Origin of the sequence: Cobetia sp. cqz5-12, assembly GCF_016495405.1 — a bacterium.
Classification (GTDB): domain Bacteria; phylum Pseudomonadota; class Gammaproteobacteria; order Pseudomonadales; family Halomonadaceae; genus Cobetia.
Genome location: NZ_CP044522.1, coordinates 1650430 through 1669846 on the forward strand (window position 1 = coordinate 1650430; position 19417 = coordinate 1669846).

Sequence of the window (19417 nt, forward strand, 5' to 3'; positions counted from 1 at the left end):
GACTGTGCCTTAGAAATTCTGAGGCTCGCGTCTTCCTGCCCGTGCTAGCGGGGCTGGGAGGGCATCTCGCAGGCAGCAGGATTGGTCTGAGAGGTGTGCATGGTGCTGCGCAACCAGACACAGAAATCGTTGACCGCCGGGGCATGGCGGCGCTCCGGAGACACCAGCAGGTACTGGCTGCTGGTGCTGGGCATGCGCAAGGGGTGCGCCAGTTGCAGGCGTCCGTTCTTGATCAGGTCCATCACGAAGGACTGGCGGACGAGCAGGAAGCCGTGCCCCTCGAGTGCCGCGGCAATCGCCAGACTGGCATTGCCGAACCTGAGGCCGGCCGGCGGGATCTGGCCGCGAAACTTCTGCAGGCGGAACCAGTCCAGCCAGCTTTCGCGGTAGCCGATGCACTCGATTCGTGGCGCGCGGGCCAGCTCGTCGAGTGGGCTTGCGGGCGAGGCATTGGGGGCGAGGGAGTGGTGCAGGAAGGTGGGGCTGGCCACGACGACCCACTGCTCATCGGCCAGTTTCTCGTACTCGCGCCCGCACCAGCCGCCGTAACCATTGATGATCTCGATATCGACGTCGGGCTGCTCGTCCGGGAGCACCTGGTTGTGCGGCAGCACCGTGACCTGGATGTTCGGATGCAGGCGCTGGAAGTCCTTGAGTCTGGGGATCAGCCAGTATTCGACGAAGCTGTGATTGGAGCGCAGCGTCAGGCTCTGTTGCTCATCGTGCTGGAAGAGGGTGGCCGTCCCACGCTTGAGGGTCTCGAACACGCCACTGACCAGCGGCAGATAGGCATGTGCCTCATCGGTCAGCTCGATGCGATTGCCGCGGCGCAGGAACAGGCTGACATCAAGGAAGTCTTCCAGTTGTTTGACGCGCTGACTCACGGCGCCCTGCGTAATGCACAGTTCGGCGGCGGCACGGGTCAGGCTGCCGAGGCGTGCGGTGGCCTCGAAGGCGGTCAGGGCATTGAACGGGGGCAGGCGCTGAGCGAGGCGCTGGGAAGGGTGATAGGCAGGACGCGACATGCAGAACTCCAGCTTGACTGAGCCAGTCGCCGCATCGGCGGCTGGTGCTGAAGCCATGACTGCAGATCCTGCCGCGGCACGCGGCCGGGCGTTCATTCTTGCAGCCGTGCATGACGCTGAGGTGACAATCTACGCGCATAAAAACTGAGGCTCGCCGTCAGAAAGTCTCGCTATGGTCAAGGGTCTGCGTTCACTAGCATGGCGGGCATTCGCTGGCGGAGCGCTCGTTTGACATGAGCGCCAGCCACCCCCGTTCGTCATGCCGTGCCTTGCGGCTTGTGATCGCACTCGACAGACAGGAAGACTCTGCATGCCTCGCCTCGTGTTTGACGCCGAACAGCTTCACCTGACGCTGGATGATGGCCAGACCCTTGCCCAGCATGTGCTGTGGCTGCAAGACCATGACCCCGCCCGTCGCCATGCCAATGGCCAGCGTCTGGACAGCGTGCTTGACCTCGACTGGGACGCCGCCATCAGCGAGGCGGCGCTTGAGGAGGGCGACGTCCTGCGAGTGACACTGAGCAATGCGCGCGAGATTCGCTACGGCGTCGATGAGCTGGCCGCCTTGAGCACCGGCTTCCCCGATGAGCGCAGCAGTGCGCACAAGACGCTGTGGCAGGGCAGCGAGTTCTCGGTCGCCCGTGTCGAGTGGGCCGATGTCATCGCCGGCGAAGAGGCACTCCGCAAGGCGCTGGCCTGTGTCCGCGACAGCGGAGTGGTGTGCCTGCGCGGCGTGCCCGTCGATCCGGGCAAGGTGCTCGAGGTGATCGAGCAGTTCGGTTATGTGCGTGAAACCAATTACGGCAAGTTGTTCGATGTCCGCACCGAGGTCTCGCCGAGCAATCTCGCCTTCAGCAATCTCGGGCTCGGGGCGCATACCGACAATCCCTATCGCGATCCGGCGCCGAGCATTCAGCTGCTGCATTGCCTGAGCAACGAGGTGGAAGGCGGCCAGACCCTGCTGGTGGATGGCTTCGCCGCCGCCGAGCGCCTGCGCGAACTGGCGCCCGAGAGTTTCGCGCTGCTGACGCGCACGCGGGTGCCGTTCCGCTTCCATGACGCGGACCATGCCGATCTCAGAAGCTGGGTGCCGTTCATCGAGACCGACCACAAGGGCAACATCCGCCAGGTGCGTTACAACAACCGCTCCATTGCTTCGCTGCCGCTGCCGCTCGAGGCGCAACGCGCCTTCTATCGTGCCTATCACGACTGGGCGCGCGTGATCGGTCAGCCGGAGCAGGCTACGCGCCTGCGCCTTGTCCCGGGGGATTGCCTGCTGTTCGACAACAGTCGCGTGATGCACGCCCGCACCGCCTTCGTGGCTGGTGGCAATCGTCATCTGCAGGGCGCCTACGCCGATCTCGACAGCCTGTATTCCACCCTCAATCTGCTGGAGAACGCCCGATGATCACGCAGACAGCCAACGCCGAGGGCATCGTCGGCCTGATCGAGGACATCTTCGCCCTGCATGGTGCGGACTCCTATCTGGGCGAGGAGGTGACCATGGCCGAGCATATGCTGCAGGCAGCGCATCTTGCCGAGCAGCAGGGGGAATCCGAGTCGGTGATTCTGGCCGCCTTGCTGCATGACGTGGGGCATTACGCCAATGCGCTGCCGCCGGAGGTCCTGATGAACGGCCAGGACAACCGTCATCAGGTCAGCGGTGCCGACTGGCTGGCACGCTTCTTCCCGGCCGAGATCGTCGAGCCGGTACGCCAGCATGTGGCGGCCAAGCGCTATCTGGTGGCAGTGGAGCCGAGCTATCGCGCCTGTCTGTCACAGGCCTCGCTGGATAGCCTGACGCTGCAGGGCGGGGCGATGACGGAAGAGGAAGCGCAGGCTTTTGCTCAATTGCCGCAGCTCGAGGCCGTCATCAAGGTGCGGCGCCTGGATGATGCCGCCAAGGTGGCCGGCATGCAGACGCCGGACTTCGCTCACTACAAGCCGATGCTTCAGCGCTGGGTGCTGGCGGCGGGATGACGGGCTTTCCGACGTCTCAGCCCTGTTGGACATCCCAATAGGGCGGGCTGCCGAAGTATTCGGAGAAGTAGTCCAGGAAGGCGCGCACCTTGGGGGCCAGCTGGCGGTTGCTGGGATAGACCGCCCAGATGCCGGTCTCGCTGATCAAGGGCGTCTCGGGTAGCACCTCTACCAGGCTGCCTTCGGCCAGGTGGCGGTAAATGCTCCATGTCGAGGACAGGGTGATGCCCAGACCTGCGGCACAGGCGTCACGCACGGCTTCGCCATTGTCGGTGCGGATACGCCCCTTGACGCGAATCGGCTCGACGCCGTTCTCGCACTGAAAGCACCACTGGTCCATGCCGATCAGGGTCAGGCATTCGTGTTCATGCAGCATCGAGGGGTGCGTCGGTGTGCCATGGCGCGCGAGATAGTCCGGCGAGGCGCACAGAATGCGCTTGTCCGGTGCCAGGCGCCGCGCGATCAGGCTGGAATCCTTGAGGGCGGAGTTGCGGATGGCGATGTCAAAGCCGCCCTCGACCAGATCGACGATGGTGTCGGTCAGGCGCAGGTCCAGTTCCAGATCAGGGCAGCGTTCGAGAAAGCCGGCCAGGCCCGGCACCAGGTGCATGCGCCCGAAGGAGGCGGAAGCGGTGATGCGCAAGGTGCCGCTGGGGGAAGTCGTGCCGACGCCGACGGCAGCCCGCGCGGCCTCGGCGCTGATCAGCACCTCTTCTGCGTGGGGGAGAAAGGCGCGACCTTCTTCGCTCAGTGCCACATGACGCGTGGTGCGATGCAACAGGCGTACCCCCAGACTGTCCTCGAGCTTGCGCAGGTGAGAGCTGGCGACGGCGGGCGACAGTCCCAGGTCCTCTCCGGCCTGGCTGATGCTGTTCACGGCGGCGAGACGGACGAACAGCTTCAGGTGCTCAAGATTCATGCGGGTGTCCTCATTTGCGTCGACGCGCGTGGCTCACGAAGGCGAGAGGCACGCCAGCAACGGCTTGGCGTGACATTCGTGACTTTCAATAAGATCAATAAACTGATTGTAGTTTATCGCCGTTTATCATTCAGGCCCATGGCAATTATGCTGGCTCCACATCCACGCAGGAGACAGACTCATGAAAGCGATGCTCGTCAAATCATTCGGTGGTCCCGAGGTGTTCGAAGCGGCGGAAATCGCCAAGCCCCAAGCGGCGGCAGGTCAGGTGCTGGTGCGCATCGCCGCCACCAGCATCAATACCGTCGACACCATGATTCGCGAGATGGGCCCTGAGCTGCCGCTGTCTCCGGCACTGCCGGCGCTGTTGGGCATGGACTTCGCTGGTACCGTCGAAGCCGTGGGCGAGGGCGTCGAAGGCTACGCCATCGGGGATGAAGTCTATGGTTGTGCTGGTGGCCTGGCCGACCTGCCGGGCACGCTGGCCGAGTACATCGCCGCCGATGTTCGCCTGATCGCCCACAAGCCGAAGTCCCTGAGCATGGTGGAAGCCGCGGCGCTGCCGCTGGTCGGCATCACGGCCTATGAAGGCCTCAAACGCGCCAACATCGAGGCCGGTCAGAAGGTGCTGGTTCACGGTGGCGCGGGGGGTGTGGGTCACATCGCCATCCAGCTGGCCCGTCACTTCGGTGCCGACGTCGCCTCGACCGTCGGTCGTGATGAGCACGAGACGCTGGTCGAAGGCCTGGGTGCCAGTGCCATCAATTACCGCAATGAGCAGGTCGCCGACTATGTGGCCAAGCACACAGACGGCAAGGGCTTCGACATCGTGTTCGACTCTGTCGGCGGTGCTAACCTGCCGACCTCCTTCGAGGCTGCCGCGCTCAATGGCCATGTCTCGACGACCGTGTCCTTCATGGAAATCGACCTGACCACCGCGCACTTCAAGGGCCTGTCACTGCATGTCGTCTTCATGCTGATCCCGATGCTGCATGACTTCCGTCGTCAGGAGCATCACGAGATTCTGGCCGACATGGCGCGTATCGCCGATGCCGGCGCGCTCAAGCCGATCATCGATGATCAGGTCTTCCCGCTCGCGGAAGTGGGCCAGGCCCACGCCCGTCTGGGTAGCGGCCAGGCAACCGGCAAGGTCATCGTCGAGATCTGATTCCGTGACCGAAAGCCACATAGGCAGGATCATCCTGACACTGCGCTGGCACAGATGAACGACAGGGTGTGGCCATCCGGCACACCCTGTCGTTCGTGTCTCAAGCGTCGTGTGACATTTCAAGGAGAGAGCGCATGAAAACCATCCTTATCACCGGTTCTACCGATGGCATCGGCCTGGTCACGGCCAAGGCCCTGCTGGAGCGCGGCCATCGCGTGCTGATCCACGGACGCAGCGAGCAGAAGGTCAATGGTGTCGTCGCCGAACTTGCGGCGCTGGCAGGCACCGAGCGCGTTGCCGGTTTCGTGGCAGACCTGTCCGACCTGGCCGCCATCGATTCACTGGCAAGCGACGTGCTGGCGGCCAATGCCAGTCTGGATGTCCTGATCAACAATGCCGGTGTCTTCCAGGCTCCCAGCGTGGTGACGGCGGACGGTCTCGACCTGCGCTTCATGGTCAATACCCTTGCCCCCTATCTGCTCACCCAGAAACTGGCGCCGGCACTGCGTCCGGCCGGGCGGGTCGTCAATCTGTCCTCGGCGGCTCAATCCTCCGTGGACCTGAAGGCCCTGACCGGCGAGGTCGCGTTCAATGACCACTATGCGGCCTATGCCCAGAGCAAGCTCGCGATCACCATGTGGACGCGTACGCTTGCCCAGGACTGGGAAGGTCAGGGGCCTATCCTGATCGCGGTCAATCCGGGCTCTCTGCTGGCCAGCAAGATGGTCAAGGAAGGCTTCGGCGTGCCGGGCAAGGACCTGGGCATCGGTGCCGATATCCTGGTGCGTGCGGCACTGGATGAGGAATTCGCCGGCGCCAATGGTCAGTACTTCGACAACGACGCCCAGCGTTTCGCACCGCCGCACGCCGACGCACTCGATGATGCGTTGTGCCGTGAAGTGGTCGCGACGATGGAGAAGACGCTCGGCTCTCTGGCTGGCTGAAGTGCGCCAGGATTCGCTGTCACGCTGCAATATGACGCTCCGCTCATGCTGATCTCTCAGCGTGGTCGGGGCGTCGTCTTATGCAAGGGCATGCAACGGCTGGCGGATGGATGGCGCAGGCTAGCCTCAGAGGCGATCGATCGCGGCGCTGACCTGTCGGGCACCGGCCAGGATCTCGGCGATGACCGCCTGGGTCTGATCGACGCTCTGCTGGCCGGCTTCACTGTGGATGACGACGGTATTCATGCGCTCGCCCGCCTGGCGGATCAAGGCCGTGTTGTCGCGCAATACCTTGCTGATCTGCTCGGCGGATTGCGTGGTTGCCTGTGACAGACGTCGAACCTCGTGGGCCACCACCGCAAAGCCTCTGCCATGATCCCCCGCGCGGGCGGCTTCGACCGCCGCGTTCAAGGCCAGCAGGTTGGTCTGCTGCGCGATGTGGGAAATGCTTTCGGCCATCTGGTTGATGCTTCTCACATGATGATTGAGCGCCTCGATGACCTGCCGCGCCGTCGCGACTTCCATGCCTGCGCGAGTGACATCCTCCACGGCGGCCGCCAGTTGTGTCAGGCCGTCAGCGGCGATGGTCTCCGTCTGCTGGGCACTGGTGCGTGCGGCAGTGACGGCGTCTCGCGTTGCCTGATGCTGCTGCATCTCGGCCGTGATGTCACTGGCGAACTTGATGACGCGAACCACCTTGCCGTGGGCATCGAGCACCGGGTTGTAGGTCGCTTCCAGCCAGATCGGGCTGCCATTGGCTCTGATCCGTGCAAACCGTCCCTGTTTGAAGCTGTTGTTGGCCAGCTCGTACCAGAAATCGGGATTTTCCTCATAGAAGCTGTCAGCGCAGAAGTGACGATGATGCTGCCCGATGACGTCATGGGCCTGATAGCCCATTACCTTGAGGAAGTTGTCGTTGGCCTTGAGCACGGTGCCATCCGGCGCGAACTCGATCACCGCCATCGAGGTGTTGAGCGCGGTGAGAATGGCGTCCTGACTGCTGGCACTCTCGTGACGCTCACTGACATCGCGGGCAATCTTGATGATATAGCGCACTCGTCCGCGGCGAGTCATGACCGGCAGGTAGGTCGCCTCCAGCCACAAGGTCTCGCCTCTGGCATCTCGTCGCTCGAAGGTGCCACCGCGCGAGTGGCCGGCGGCCAGCTGTTGCCAGAAGTGTTGATAGTCAGGGGCTTGATGGACCTCGCTCGAGCAGAACATGCGGTGATGTTGCCCCACGACCTGATCACGGCGATAGCCCGTCGCCGCGAGAAAGGCGTCGCTTGCGCCAAGAATGCTGCCATCCGGGCGAAAGAAGATGCAGGCAGTATGGTCTTCCAGCGCACGGCGCAGGGCCTGGGCACGATCGAGCAGCATGGGAGAGTTCCTGGCAAGAGAGGGAGATCAATGAGCACATCGACTGCGGGTATCTTTGATGCGATTGTGCTGAAGTAATGTTTATTTACTGTTGAACCCTCTATCGACACTGCTGCGCCGATCTTTAGTATCAAATTCCTGATGCTGTGAGTGTCAGGGGTCTCATCATGACGCCCGCCCCGCACGATTGCTCGGGCGGGGCGGGGTGCGAGATGTGAAGTGAGCTGAAGATACGGGGAAATTCCTGCAAGTCGTGGAGGACTCCACGCTGCATGAAGTGGCGGCAAGTACTGATCTGAATATTGCCAAGGCCTGTGGCATGGGAAACTGTGGCTCCGGCCGTGTACGCGTTCTCAGCGGCGAAGTGGTGGCGGTATTAGCGAAGAAGAGATCGAAGAGGGCTATGTATTGAGTTGCTGTACGGCAGTCGTTGGCGATGTGCAGATTGAGTACTGATCGCGCTCTGGTGCTTCTCTATGACAGAGGGGACTTGCGCCATGCACTGGCGCAAGCCAAGGGGCGCATCATCGCCTTGGCTTCCCAGGCAGTTAGCATTGACCTAGGTGGTCACTTGGCTTGTTGCTCCAGCAAGGCTGCCGCATTGGGGCTGACTAGCACAATGGCGCTGGAGTGAGGCTCGAGGTGGTAAAAATACCAACGATGTGTTATAGGCCTTTTTTGACACCATGCTGGGCGGTTAATGGCTGAGTCGGTAAGCAGGGCGAGCGCGTAAAGTCACTTATCCCAATGCGTCGCTTCGCATAGCCAGTCGCAATCTCCGCTTCCCTCCTGTTCCTTACCTCATTGAAAGCGGCCATAATGAATGGCGAAGTCTCGCGAGTCGATGGTGGCTGCATGGCGATCTGATAGTCGGCTAAATCTTTAGCTAGTTAGTAATTGGTGTGAAAACGGTGGCGTCAATGACAATACTGTTCTTTTATGGAATAATGTCTACTATTGTTATAAATTCTATATTTTCAAAGTTGTAAAAATCGATAGAGAGGTAAAATATGTCAAGTAGTTGGTTTTATTTGCAAGCAGAGAAGAATAATGTTAATTCAAAATTTATTGATGAGCTACAAGAGTATGCTGGCTCTTCTCTTGAGCAAGTTTATGTTATCGATAAACCGCTTGGTGAATCAAAGTACGAATATGATTACAAAGATGCTTTGGTGGTTTTAATCCCTAAGAAAAAGATTTTATTTATTGACTTTGGAGATAATGAAGAATCTTTTGGCGAATTTGTCGAAGATTTTTTGGAGGATCTTGGGTATATATCAGATAAATATAACTATAAAAAAATACTGGGGAGGCCGAAAAAATGGCAAAAAGAAATTGTTGTAACTGAGCGAGGATATCCTGATGGTGTGGATATTGTTGATTTCTTGGAAAGAATTGAGATTAATAATTTAGATATAGAGCGGAAGTGCGAGCTTGTAGTATCATTGCTTACAGGTAGTATTAATGATGTCGATAGATTGGGTGAGGTGCCACCTGAATCTACACTAGATATTGTGAAACAGAAAATACAGCTTTTCGACGGTGATCAAACACGATTCATATATCAGACTCCGGCTGATAGAGTAACTACCATACAGGGGTTATCAGGTACAGGCAAGACTGAACTCCTACTGCATAAGCTCAAAGAAGTTTATACCTCTACAGACTCATCTCGAATAATGCTAACTTGCCATAATAGAATCCTCGCTAGTAACTTAAAAGAGCGTGTGCCGACTTTTTTTGACTTTATGAAGGTTGAGCATCAGATTCTTTGGAATAAAAGACTATGGTGTGTCCATGGCTGGGGATCTGGACGAGACAAAAACTCTGGTGCATACAGTTATATCTGTGATTTTTATAAAATCCCGTTTCATGTTTATTCGAAAAATTTTGATTTTGATGATGCTTGCAAGGCTGCAGTTTCTTTAATTAGAAATAAAATTGAAGAATATGGCACAGCTCTTGATTTTATACTGATTGACGAGAGTCAAGATTTTCCAGAGTCTTTCTTTGAGTTATGTGAGCTAATAACTAAAGAGAGTGTATATATAGCGGGCGATATATTTCAAAGTATTTTTGATACTAAAATTATATCTGAGGTGACACCAGATTTTCTTCTTAGTAAATGTTACAGGACGGACCCAAGAACACTCATGTTTGCCCATGGGTTGGGTATGGGGTTGTTCGAAGAGAAAAAGTTAAGATGGCTGGATGAAGAGGAATGGAAGGCATGTGGATATATATATGATGAATGTGAGGATGGTGATTCAGTTGTTCTAAGCAGAGCTCCGCTAAGGAGATTTGAAGATTTGGTTGATCGCAATGAAACTAGTGTAGAAATAGTAGATTATAGCAATCATTCAGATGTTATTGAAAATATTACCGGTGCAATTGAACAAATACGTATTGAGCACCCTACTGTAGAGCCTGGTGATATAGGTGTTATATTCATACATCCCTCTAGGATGATGTATAATCTTGCGGATAGGCTTCAGCTTGCAGTAGATGAAAAATTTGATTGGCCTACAAATAAAGCCTATGAAAGTAAGATCCATCTTAGAGATGAGTTGTTTGTTAGTAATCAGAATAATGTTAAGGGGCTTGAATTCCCTTTTGTGATTTGCGTGGCAGGTAAAATCACTAAGGGGTCTAACTTTAGGAATGCTTTGTATATGATGCTAACTCGGTCCTTTTTAAAGACTTATCTAGTTATATCTGAGGGAGAAAATTCTGAGGTTTTGCCTCGCATGCATGCAGCGTTATCAGAAATAAATGAAACGGAAAAGATGATTATATCTAAGCCGCGAGAAGAGGATATTCTCAAGACTACTATTGATTATCAACCAGACAACATGTCTCTTTACGATACTATAGAGTCCATATGCAACGAATATTCTGCTTCTGGTGTTCAAAGGAAAATGGCCCACGAAATGGTCGATATTTATAGGGCTAATCATGTGATCACAGATTTTAGTACTTATGAGGAGATTAAAGGTGTAATCAAGAGTGCCTGTTTGTTAGGAGATAGGTAATGGCCAAGACATATTGCTTTAAGTTATACCGACATCAGGCTAAGATGTTTTTTTCTCCGTTACGGAAGAAGAATGATGTTCTGAAAGTACTGCTAGAAGCAGTTAAAGTAATGGTTGTAAGTTCACCTCAAAGAGAGCTGGATGAAACTGAAGAATATTTCACCTTGAATATCTCTAAGATGAGTAGATTAGTTTTTGTTAGCGAACATAAGATTTTCTCTATAAATTTCCCATTTAAAGTTGTCGAAGGTGAAGATAGTTTAACATTCTTTACTTCAGATCAAACTCTATTAGATAGCTATATAACTTCTGAGGCTATTTCTTTCATTGCTGATGAAGATTTAGTCTCTAGTAATAGTTTTTTAGATTTCGCTGCTCCTATTATAGAAAGTGAAGCGGATGAGCTAAGTTACTTCTCCCTGATGAAAGAATTGTTCTATTTTGAGGATGGATATCTAAGATATGATCATGATCCAGTTCGACAAGATGAGGATATGCATCCACTTAACCATTTCGATGTTTTTTATTCGAGCGGCGCGACTTTTAAAGTGGGTTTGACAGATAGGTGCTATATTGCTGAGGTTTTAGACGTACTAGATGTTACTACACCTTGCCATTACATCTCTTCGTTAAGATGATGCAATATTATATAATTGTATGCGATGGCATTATGGCTATTTTTTTATTCGCTTTGGATATAAATGGATAAAAACACTGTGTAGGTGCGAGATGGGCTGGTTGGGGGGCTATGTGATTCATACGATTACCCCGCGACGCAGGCCCCCAAAATCTGGATAATGGCGGCCATCGCGTAGCCGTCAGACTGGCGTGCTGACGCCCACACTCTTCACAGCGGTGCATCGTTCATGGAAATCAAGGTCAACTTTCTCGACAACCTGAGGCTCGAGGCGAAATTCGACGACTTCACGGTCATCACCGATCAGCCCATCCGCTACAAGGGTGATGGATCGGCGCCGAGCCCGTTCGACTACTTCCTGGCGTCGTCAGCGTTGTGTGCGGCGTACTTCGTGAAGGTGTACTGCGTGGCGCGGGACATCCCGACCGAGAACATCCGTCTGTCGCAGAACAACATCGTCGACCCGGAGAATCGCTACAACCAGATCTTCAAGATCCAGGTGGAGCTGCCGGAAGACCTCTCCGACAAGGACCGCCAGGGCATCCTGCGCTCCATCGAGCGTTGCACGGTGAAGAAGGTCGTCCAGACCGGCCCGGGCTTCGAGATCGAGACGGTCGACAACCTCGACGAAGACGCCCAGGCCCTGCTGATGGCGGAGCCGCCGGAAGGGCAGAGCACCTGGATCGAGGGCAAGGACCTGCCGCTGGAGCAGACCATCGCCAACATGACGGGCCTTCTGAATGATCTCGGCATGAAGATCGAGATCGCTTCCTGGCGCAACATCGTGCCGCACGTCTGGTCGCTGCACATTCGTGATGCCGCCTCGCCGATGTGCTTCACCAACGGCAAGGGCTCGACCAAGGAGAGCGCGCTGTGCTCGGCACTCGGTGAGTTCATCGAGCGTCTTAGCTGCAACTTCTTCTACAACGACCAGTTCTTCGGCGAAGCCATCGCTGACAGCGAGTTCGTGCACTATCCGAACGAGAAATGGTTCCAGCCGGGCCCGAACGACGAGATCCCGGAGGGCGTGCTGGATGATTACTGCCTGGAGATCTTCAATCCGGACGGCGAGCTGGGTGGCTCCAATCTGATCGATACCAATTCCGGGCGTGCGGATCGTGGCATCGTGTCCTTGCCGTTCACCCGTCGCTCGGATGGCGAGACGATCTATTTCCCGTCCAACCTGATCGAGAACCTGTACCTCAGCAACGGCATGAGCGCCGGCAACACCTTGCCGGAAGCGCAGGTACAGTGTCTGTCCGAGATCTTCGAGCGTGCGGTGAAGCGCGAGATTCTCGAGCAGGAACTGACCCTGCCGGACGTGCCGCAGGAGGTGCTGGCCAAGTACCCGGAAATCGTCGAGGGCATCGAGGCACTGGAAGCCCAGGGCTTCCCGATTCTGGTCAAGGATGCCTCGCTGGGCGGGCAGTTCCCGGTGGCCTGTGTGACCTTGATGAACCCGAAGACCGGCGGTGTCTTCGCTTCCTTCGGCGCGCACCCGAGCTTTGAAGTCGCCATCGAGCGCAGCCTGACCGAGCTGATGCAGGGCCGCAGCTTCGAAGGGCTCAACGACTTCATGCCGCCGACCTTCAACTCGCTGGCCGTCTCCGAGCCGAACAACTTCGTCGAGCACTTCATCGACTCATCGGGCCTCGTTTCCTGGCGTTTCTTCAGCTCGAAGACTGACATCGAGTTCGTCGAGTGGGACTTCTCCGGCAGCAATGAAGAAGAAGTCGCCAACCTGTTCGGCATCCTCGATGAGATCGGCAAGGAGTCCTACATGGCGGTGCACGAGGATCTCGGCGCGCCGGTGTGCCGTATCCTGGTGCCGGGCTATTCCGAGGTCTATCCGGTCGAGGACCTGGTGTGGGACAACACCAACATGGCGCTGGATTACCGCGAGGACATCCTCAATCTGCATCGTCTCGACGACGATCAGCTGGCGGACCTGGGCGAGCGCCTCGAAGAGAGCCAGCTTGATGAGCACATGGACATCAAGACGCTGATCGGCATCGAGTTCGACGAGAACACCATCTGGGGTCAGCTGACGATTCTCGAGCTGAAACTGATGATCAATCTCGCGCTGGGTCAGCACGAGGATGCGCTGGATCGTGTCGAGATGTTCCTGCAGTACAACGACAACACCGTCGTGCGCGGCCTCTACTACCAGGCCATGAAAGCGGTGCTGGAGATCACCCTCGACGATGAGCTGGAGCTCGAGGACTACCTCTACAACTTCCGCCGCATGTTCGGTGAAGACACCATCGCTGCCGTGGTGGGCTCCGTGCAGGGTGAGGTGCGCTTCCATGGCCTGGAGCCCACCAACATGCAGCTGGAAGGGCTCGATCGCCACCTGCGTCTGATCGAAAGCTACCAGAAGCTGCACGCCCACCGGGCTGCGCTGGCGGCCAAACAGGCCTGATGCTCGCCTGCTGAGTCCTGTGGCATGACCTGTGGCATGAAAAGAACGGCCCCTCACTGGATGGTGAGGGGCCGTTTTCGTTCCGAGGGCTTGCGTTCGCGTACCAGTGGCTCAGGCCAGGACCTGTTGACCCACTGCCAGACGCTGACAGCACTTGATGATCTGCTCGCGGATCCAGCGGTGCGCCGGGTCCTTCTGATAGCGGCGATGCCAGCTCAGATGGAAGGGGAAGGAGGCGAAGGCCACGGGTGGCGCCACACGGGTGACGGCGAACTGGCGACAGAAATGCTGGCATAGTCCGGTGGGCAGGCTCGCGATCAGCGGCGAGCGTTCCAGCAGGGAAGGCACGGCCATGAAGTAGGTGACCGCCAGGGCCACCTCACGCTTGAGCCCCTGGCCCTCGAGTTGCTTGAAGATGCCACTTTTCAGGCGGGTATGCGGCTGAACCAGCACATGGGCGTGCTGCTCGAAGTCCGCCTTGCTCATGCGGCCCTCGCCATCCAGACGCTCCAGCAAAGGATGGCCATTGCCCACCAGGCAGTCGATGCCTTCCGTGATCACTTCCCTGACCACCAGATTCTCGGGCGGGTCGACCTGACGCCCGAAAGCGAGGTCCGTCGTGCCGCTCATCACGCCGGCTTCGCTCATGTCCTGCGAGAGGCGGCGTACCTGAATGGTGATGCCCGGTGCCTGTTCACGCAGGATCGTCGCCAGTTGCGGCAATATCAGCACTTCGAAGTAGTCGTTGGCGGCGATCTCGAAGTGACGGTTCTCGGTGGTGTGGTCGAAGTGTCGCTCGCTGTTGATCAGGCCATCGAGATCGGTCAGCGCCGCCTCGATGGTCGGGAACAGGTGATCGGCTTTCTCGGTGGGGCGCATGCGCTGACGGTCACGGATGAACAGTGGGTCATTGAACAGTTCGCGCAGCCTGGATAGCGCGGCGCTCACCGAGGGCTGACTCAGGTGCAGGCGCTCGCCGGCGCGGGTGACGTTCTGCTCGAGATACAGCGCATGGAAGGTGCGCAGGAGGTTGAGGTCGTAGTTGAGCTTCATGATGACTACCAGAGCAGGCGGAATGTCGCGGAGTGTCTCGGCTGCACTCGGGCGAGTGAGCACTATTTGTCTGGATGATAGCAGCTATCCACACTATCGATTATCGCGATGGGGAACTCAGGCGGTAGGCTGACCATCACAGCAAAACGAGTGATCAGAGCATGACGAGTGATTCAAGCGACCCACAGGAGCGACCCATGAGTGATGTGAAGACCGAAGCCCAAGGGGAAAAGATCGTACTGATCACCGGCGCCTCCAGCGGTATCGGCGAGGCCACCGCACGTACCCTGGTCAAGGCCGGGCACAAGGTCGTTGCGACCGCCCGCCGCAAGGAGCGCCTCGATGCGCTCGTCGAGGAGCTGGGCAGCGACAAGGTGCTGGCGATCGCCGCGGATGCGACGGACTACGATCAGCTCGCCAAGGTCGTCGAACAGGCCGTCGCGCATCATGGCCGTCTGGATGTGGCGTTCGCCAATGCCGGCACCGGCGTCAGCCAGGCTGGCACCGAGAATGGCGATCCCGAGGAGTGGAAGCGAGTCATCGACATCAACATCAATGCGCTGCTGTGGACCGCCCACGCGACCCTGCCGCACCTGAGAGAGCGCAAGGGCCACTTCATCCTCACCAGTTCCGTGGCCGGTCGCGCCAACCATGCGGGCTCCATCTACAGTTCGAGCAAGTGGTTCGCCTACGGCTTCGGCCAGAACCTGGCGATGGAAATGGCCGAGTGGCAAGGCCGCTGCACCACCATTACCCCGGGCATGGTCAATACCGCCTTCTTCGATCAGCCCAAGCCGGACAAGCTGGACCCGCAGGATGTGGCGGATGCCGTGCTCTACGCCATCAGTGCCTCGCCGCGTGCCAATATCCGCGAAGTTCATCTGATGCCAACCTACTGATCTGGCAAGTCAGGACCTTCACCGCTGATCTTCTGAAACGGATGTGCATGACCATCTTGAACTGAGCGAAATGAGCACTATTTATCTCAGTGATAGTGGCTATCCGGACTATCGATTTTGTCGATGGTGAAGAGGGCAGTAAGGTGGATTCAATACGAGGCGAGCGATTCGCCGACGACACGTTTCACACGTTACCGCTGCGGGCAGTCCCGAGCGTATGAAGGAGAGCATCATGAGCAAGGTTCTGGTGGTAGTGACATCCCACGATACGCTGGGTGACACGGGCAAGAAGACAGGCTTCTGGCTGGAAGAGCTGGCGGCTCCCTACTACGTCATGAAGGACGCCGGTATCGAGGTGACGCTGGCCTCTCCCAAGGGTGGTCAGCCGCCGCTGGACCCGGCAAGCCAAGGCGAGGACTTCCAGACCGACGCCACGCGTCGTTTCGATCAGGATGAGGCGGCCAAGCAGGACCTCGCCACCACCGCCGTGCTGGCAGACATGAAGGTCGAAGACTTCGACGCCATCTTCTACCCGGGTGGCCACGGCCCGCTATGGGATCTCACCAACGACGCGGATTCCATCCGTCTGATCGAGCAGTTCCATGCGGCCGGCAAGCCGGTCAGCTCCGTCTGCCACGCCCCGGCAGTGCTGCTGAACGCCCGCAAGCCTGATGGCACTCCCTTCGTGGATGGTGTGCGTGTCACCGGCTTCACCAATGGCGAAGAAGAAGGTGTCGGCCTCACCAATGTCGTGCCGTTCCTGGTCGAAGATGCCCTGCAGCAGAAAGGCGGCATCTATGAGAAGAAGGCCGATTTCACCTCCTTCGCGATTCAGGATGGTCTGATCATCACCGGTCAGAATCCGATGTCTTCCGAAGGCGTCGCTGAGCTGCTGATCGACAGTCTCAAGAAGTAGATCAGGCGAGTTCAGGCTCCATGAAGAACCCCGCTACCGGGTCACCGGTAGCGGGGTTTTCGCGTCTATTGCGCATCGAATGGCAGGATTTACTCCAGAACGGGAGCGCGAGGTGTCAGCCCATGCCTGCCCAGTGGCGTCATCATCGGCTTGCCGGTGACGGGGTCGGGCGAGATGTGACTTTGCATGCCGAAAACGTCTTTCACCATCTCGCGCGTCAGGACTGTCTCGGGGCTGCCGTGGGCGTAGATGCGGCCCTCGGATAGTGCGATCAGCACATCGGCATAGCGTGCCGCCAGGTTCAGTTCGTGCAGCACCATCACGATGGTCGTGCCTCTGGCATGGTTGAGGTCTGTCAGCAGGTCAAGCACTTCCACCTGATGATTGATGTCGAGAAAGGTGGTCGGCTCATCAAGCAACAGGATGTCGGTCTGTTGAGCGAGGGCCATGGCGATCCAGACGCGTTGGCGCTGCCCGCCGGAGAGCTCATCCACCGGGCGCTCCGCCAATGAGGCGGTATCCGTGGCGTTGAGGGCTTCCAGCACGGCGCTATCGTCCTCATGACGCCAGCGCTGGAACAGCTTTTGATGGGGGTGGCGCCCTCGACAGACGAGGTCGAGCACCGTGATGCCTTCCGGCGCGATCGGTGATTGAGACAGCAAGCCCAATCGCTGTGCCAGCTGGCGGGCCGGCAGGCGATGGATCGACTTGCCGTCCAGCAGGACCTCGCCGCGGGCGGGCGTCAGTAGCCGTGAGAGCGTGCGTAGCAACGTCGACTTGCCGCAGGCATTTGCACCAACGATGGCCGTTGTCTTGCCTGGCGCGATGTCGAGATCGATACCGGAAAGCACCGGACGTTCGGCATAGCCAGCCGCGAGGTCTGTCACGCCCAGGCCTGAAGTGCAGGAAGAAGGCTGCGTCATGAGGAAGCTCCGCGCTGGTTTTCACGAATCACGAGATAGAGCAGGAAGGGCGCACCGAGTACACCGGTCACCACGCCCACTGGATAGCGGGCCGGGAGCAGAAATTGTCCGATGAAGTCTGCGACCAGCATCAAGAGCGCACCGATCATCGCTGCTGGCACCAGTACGGAACCCTGATGGTGAAACAGTCGTGTCGCGACAGGGCCGCTCAGGAAGGCCACGAAGGCGACCGGGCCAGCTATGGCAGTTGCGCAGGCCACCAGGCCGACAGCGGAAATGATGATGCCCAGACGTGTCATGGACAGTCGCACACCCAGTCCGGATGCCATGTCATCGCCCATGCGCAGAACTTCCAGATTCCGGCTCAGCAGCAACAGGATGCCCCCCAGCAGGCCAAACACGCTACCCAGCGGCACCACCTGGCTCATGGTCACGCTGTTGAGACTGCCCGTCATCCAGCGCAGGGCCTCCTGAAGTGACCAGCTGGGTGCCTGGGTCAATACATAGGCGGTGATGCTCTGCAGCATGGCGCCCAGCCCGATGCCTACCAGAATCAGGCGTGCACCGGCCACGCCATTGCGCCATGACAGTGCGTAGATCAAGCCCGCGACGCCCAGCGCTGCCAGTACCGCGATCACTGACACGGCAGTGCCACTCAGCGACAGCATCACGATGGCGAAGACCGCAGCAGCGCTGGCACCGGCACTGATGCCGATGATGTCCGGGCTCGCCAGCGGGTTGCGCAGCAGACTCTGGAAGGCGGCTCCGCCCAGACCAAAACAGCCACCTGCCAGCACCGCGACCAGCGCGCGAGGCAGGCGCAGCTCGCCCACGATGAAGCTTGCACCTGCGACCGGCTCGCCCCACAGCACACGCAGTACCGTCAGTGGGGAGATAAAGCTTTGGCCTTGTACCAGAGTGAGGCTGAAGGCCGTCACCAGGACCGCGAACAGGCACCAGGATTTGCGCCTTCTGGCATCCTGGCGAGATTTACGCAGTGCCCGCATCTCCCGGTGGCCGCAGTGGGCGCGTGGGCGCAGGGGCGTCAGGTAGGGCCGGTGAGAGTCATCAAGCGATGCGTGCGTCACCTGCTGCGCCGTCTCATCCTCAGGCTGGGAAGAGCGACGAGAAGAAAAGGCAGTCACAGTGATTTCACCTTGTGGCGACGTACGATCCAGAGAAAGGCGGGGGCGCCAACCAGCGCTGTCATGATGCCGACATCGAGTTCGGCAGGGCGGGCGATCAGCCGGCCCGCGATATCGGCCGACGTCAGCAACAGCGCCCCGGCCAGCGCCGACAGCGGGACTACCCAGCGGTAATCACTGCCGACCACTAGACGGCAGACATGCGGCACGACAAGGCCGACAAAGGCGATGGGGCCACATACGGCGGTGATGCCGCCGCAGAGTAGAATCGCCCCCAGCGCCGCCATGAGGCGGACAAGAGCGACTCGCTCGCCGAGCCCGCTGGCCATGTCATCACCGAGCGCGAGCATGTTCAGCTTGCGTGCTGAAAGCCCGCAGATCAGCAGGCCGCTGATCACGAAGGGCAGGGCAGGCGTGATCTGATCCAGCGTCGCGCCACCCACGCCACCGATCAGCCACGACTGGATCAAGCCTCCGATGTCGGCGCGCGGAAGGATGATGGCCGAGGTCAAGGAACTCAGTGCTGCTGACACGACGGCACCGGATAGCGCCAGTCTCAAAGGGGTGGCGCCACCTCGGCCGAGACTGGCGATCAGATAGACCACCACGGCGCTCACGCCTGCCCCGACAATGGCCAGCCATAGATAGTCGCTGGCCAGCTCGATGCCGAACCAGGCGATGCCGATCACCACTGCCAGTGCGGCACCGGCATTCACGCCAAGTAGCCCCGGGTCTGCCAACGGGTTGCGGGTCACTCCCTGCATGGCCGCTCCTGAAACGCCCAGTGCCGCACCGGCCATGATGGCCAGCAGCGTGCGTGGTAGACGGCTGGCGACAGCCGCCTCCGCCATCGTATCGAGAGAGCCATCCAGCAGCCCGGTGATATCGGACCAGCTCGTTGCCCGCGCGCCGAACATCACTGACAACGTCATGACAGCGCCCAACGCCAGCACCAGTCCCAGCGTTCCCAGCCAGCG

At 58.4% G+C, this 19417-nt stretch carries 18 protein-coding genes; 11 read left to right on the top strand and 7 right to left on the bottom strand.

What is annotated here, in order from left to right:
- Positions 1-44 precede the first annotated feature (44 nt).
- Entirely contained in the window at positions 45-1025 is a 981-nt protein-coding gene (locus F8A90_RS07055; protein WP_200019526.1) for a LysR substrate-binding domain-containing protein, read from the bottom strand.
- Here F8A90_RS07055 and F8A90_RS07060 point away from each other — a divergent pair.
- The 3 genes from F8A90_RS07060 (at position 1024) to F8A90_RS07070 (ending at position 3005) form a co-directional block, all read left to right on the top strand.
- Complete coding sequence (locus tag F8A90_RS07060) at positions 1024-1173, top strand: hypothetical protein (RefSeq protein WP_200019527.1); 150 nt, start codon at positions 1024-1026, stop codon at positions 1171-1173. The two genes, F8A90_RS07055 and F8A90_RS07060, sit on opposite strands and share 2 nt — an antisense overlap.
- Positions 1174-1335: 162 nt before the next feature.
- Positions 1336-2433 (top strand): TauD/TfdA family dioxygenase, encoded by a 1098-nt coding sequence (locus F8A90_RS07065; protein ID WP_200019528.1) that lies wholly within the window; start codon positions 1336-1338, stop codon positions 2431-2433.
- Positions 2430-3005: an HD domain-containing protein gene (locus F8A90_RS07070; RefSeq protein ID WP_200019529.1), complete on the top strand. Its 576-nt coding sequence runs from the start codon at positions 2430-2432 to the stop codon at positions 3003-3005. The genes F8A90_RS07065 and F8A90_RS07070 overlap by 4 nt, the downstream gene beginning before the upstream one ends.
- Before the next feature lie 16 nt (positions 3006-3021).
- Here the strand turns inward: F8A90_RS07070 and F8A90_RS07075 are convergent, their stop codons facing one another.
- Positions 3022-3924 carry a LysR family transcriptional regulator gene (locus F8A90_RS07075; RefSeq protein ID WP_054555889.1) on the bottom strand — a complete coding sequence of 301 codons (903 nt, stop codon included), beginning with the start codon at positions 3922-3924 and terminating at the stop codon, positions 3022-3024.
- Between the two features lie 181 nt (positions 3925-4105).
- Between F8A90_RS07075 and F8A90_RS07080 the strand changes: the two genes are divergently transcribed.
- On the top strand, positions 4106-5092 hold the full coding sequence (locus tag F8A90_RS07080; RefSeq protein ID WP_200019530.1) for a zinc-dependent alcohol dehydrogenase family protein: 987 nt from the start codon (positions 4106-4108) through the stop codon (positions 5090-5092).
- 134 nt (positions 5093-5226) lie between these two features.
- Positions 5227-6036, top strand: coding sequence for an SDR family NAD(P)-dependent oxidoreductase (locus tag F8A90_RS07085; RefSeq protein ID WP_200019531.1), 810 nt, complete (start codon positions 5227-5229; stop codon positions 6034-6036).
- Positions 6037-6162: 126 nt separating this feature from the next.
- On the opposite strand, the gene F8A90_RS07090 is transcribed toward F8A90_RS07085, so the two are convergent.
- The gene (locus F8A90_RS07090; protein WP_153635526.1) at positions 6163-7413 is read right to left on the bottom strand and encodes a methyl-accepting chemotaxis protein; all 1251 of its coding nucleotides are present in this window, start codon (positions 7411-7413) and stop codon (positions 6163-6165) included.
- Positions 7414-7690: 277 nt separating this feature from the next.
- Here F8A90_RS07090 and F8A90_RS17740 point away from each other — a divergent pair, with 277 nt between their 5' ends.
- The 4 genes from F8A90_RS17740 to F8A90_RS07110 all read left to right on the top strand — a co-directional run bounded on the left by F8A90_RS17740 (position 7691) and on the right by F8A90_RS07110 (position 13504).
- Entirely contained in the window at positions 7691-7825 is a 135-nt protein-coding gene (locus F8A90_RS17740) for a hypothetical protein (RefSeq protein ID WP_442778901.1), read from the top strand.
- Positions 7826-8423: 598 nt separating this feature from the next.
- Positions 8424-10445 carry a DEAD/DEAH box helicase gene (locus F8A90_RS07100; protein ID WP_200019533.1) on the top strand — a complete coding sequence of 674 codons (2022 nt, stop codon included), beginning with the start codon at positions 8424-8426 and terminating at the stop codon, positions 10443-10445.
- Entirely contained in the window at positions 10445-11083 is a 639-nt protein-coding gene (locus tag F8A90_RS07105; RefSeq protein ID WP_200019534.1) for a hypothetical protein, read from the top strand. The genes F8A90_RS07100 and F8A90_RS07105 overlap by 1 nt, the downstream gene beginning before the upstream one ends.
- Positions 11084-11311: 228 nt before the next feature.
- The gene (locus tag F8A90_RS07110; protein WP_153635530.1) at positions 11312-13504 is read left to right on the top strand and encodes an OsmC domain/YcaO domain-containing protein; all 2193 of its coding nucleotides are present in this window, start codon (positions 11312-11314) and stop codon (positions 13502-13504) included.
- A 111-nt stretch (positions 13505-13615) separates the two neighbouring features.
- On the opposite strand, the gene F8A90_RS07115 is transcribed toward F8A90_RS07110, so the two are convergent.
- Positions 13616-14557 (bottom strand): LysR substrate-binding domain-containing protein, encoded by a 942-nt coding sequence (locus F8A90_RS07115; protein WP_200019535.1) that lies wholly within the window; start codon positions 14555-14557, stop codon positions 13616-13618.
- A gap of 197 nt (positions 14558-14754) precedes the next feature.
- Here F8A90_RS07115 and F8A90_RS07120 point away from each other — a divergent pair, with 197 nt between their 5' ends.
- Both F8A90_RS07120 and F8A90_RS07125 read left to right on the top strand, forming a co-directional pair.
- Complete coding sequence (locus F8A90_RS07120; protein WP_200019536.1) at positions 14755-15456, top strand: SDR family oxidoreductase; 702 nt, start codon at positions 14755-14757, stop codon at positions 15454-15456.
- A gap of 232 nt (positions 15457-15688) precedes the next feature.
- Positions 15689-16372 (top strand): type 1 glutamine amidotransferase domain-containing protein, encoded by a 684-nt coding sequence (locus tag F8A90_RS07125; protein WP_200019537.1) that lies wholly within the window; start codon positions 15689-15691, stop codon positions 16370-16372.
- 89 nt (positions 16373-16461) lie between these two features.
- Here the strand turns inward: F8A90_RS07125 and F8A90_RS07130 are convergent, their stop codons facing one another.
- Genes F8A90_RS07130 through F8A90_RS07140 form a run of 3 tightly spaced genes read right to left on the bottom strand, consistent with a single transcriptional unit; the run spans position 16462 to position 19372 of the window.
- Positions 16462-17295, bottom strand: a complete 834-nt coding sequence (locus F8A90_RS07130) for an ABC transporter ATP-binding protein (RefSeq protein ID WP_200019538.1) — start codon at positions 17293-17295, stop codon at positions 16462-16464.
- Positions 17292-18440: a FecCD family ABC transporter permease gene (locus tag F8A90_RS07135; protein ID WP_233593532.1), complete on the bottom strand. Its 1149-nt coding sequence runs from the start codon at positions 18438-18440 to the stop codon at positions 17292-17294. The genes F8A90_RS07130 and F8A90_RS07135 overlap by 4 nt, the downstream gene beginning before the upstream one ends.
- Entirely contained in the window at positions 18437-19372 is a 936-nt protein-coding gene (locus F8A90_RS07140) for a FecCD family ABC transporter permease (protein ID WP_233593540.1), read from the bottom strand. The genes F8A90_RS07135 and F8A90_RS07140 overlap by 4 nt, the downstream gene beginning before the upstream one ends.
- Between the last annotated feature and the right edge of the window lie 45 nt (positions 19373-19417).

Coding starts and splice junctions, on each gene's coding strand:
- F8A90_RS07060 (WP_200019527.1), top strand. CDS start 1,024: ATGCAGAACTCCAGCTTGACTGAGCCAGTCGCCGCATCGGCGGCTGGT.
- F8A90_RS07055 (WP_200019526.1), bottom strand. CDS start 1,025: ATGTCGCGTCCTGCCTATCACCCTTCCCAGCGCCTCGCTCAGCGCCTG.
- F8A90_RS07065 (WP_200019528.1), top strand. CDS start 1,336: ATGCCTCGCCTCGTGTTTGACGCCGAACAGCTTCACCTGACGCTGGAT.
- F8A90_RS07070 (WP_200019529.1), top strand. CDS start 2,430: ATGATCACGCAGACAGCCAACGCCGAGGGCATCGTCGGCCTGATCGAG.
- F8A90_RS07075 (WP_054555889.1), bottom strand. CDS start 3,924: ATGAATCTTGAGCACCTGAAGCTGTTCGTCCGTCTCGCCGCCGTGAAC.
- F8A90_RS07080 (WP_200019530.1), top strand. CDS start 4,106: ATGAAAGCGATGCTCGTCAAATCATTCGGTGGTCCCGAGGTGTTCGAA.
- F8A90_RS07085 (WP_200019531.1), top strand. CDS start 5,227: ATGAAAACCATCCTTATCACCGGTTCTACCGATGGCATCGGCCTGGTC.
- F8A90_RS07090 (WP_153635526.1), bottom strand. CDS start 7,413: ATGCTGCTCGATCGTGCCCAGGCCCTGCGCCGTGCGCTGGAAGACCAT.
- F8A90_RS07100 (WP_200019533.1), top strand. CDS start 8,424: ATGTCAAGTAGTTGGTTTTATTTGCAAGCAGAGAAGAATAATGTTAAT.
- F8A90_RS07105 (WP_200019534.1), top strand. CDS start 10,445: ATGGCCAAGACATATTGCTTTAAGTTATACCGACATCAGGCTAAGATG.
- F8A90_RS07110 (WP_153635530.1), top strand. CDS start 11,312: ATGGAAATCAAGGTCAACTTTCTCGACAACCTGAGGCTCGAGGCGAAA.
- F8A90_RS07115 (WP_200019535.1), bottom strand. CDS start 14,557: ATGAAGCTCAACTACGACCTCAACCTCCTGCGCACCTTCCATGCGCTG.
- F8A90_RS07120 (WP_200019536.1), top strand. CDS start 14,755: ATGAGTGATGTGAAGACCGAAGCCCAAGGGGAAAAGATCGTACTGATC.
- F8A90_RS07125 (WP_200019537.1), top strand. CDS start 15,689: ATGAGCAAGGTTCTGGTGGTAGTGACATCCCACGATACGCTGGGTGAC.
- F8A90_RS07130 (WP_200019538.1), bottom strand. CDS start 17,295: ATGACGCAGCCTTCTTCCTGCACTTCAGGCCTGGGCGTGACAGACCTC.
- F8A90_RS07140 (WP_233593540.1), bottom strand. CDS start 19,372: ATGACGTTGTCAGTGATGTTCGGCGCGCGGGCAACGAGCTGGTCCGAT.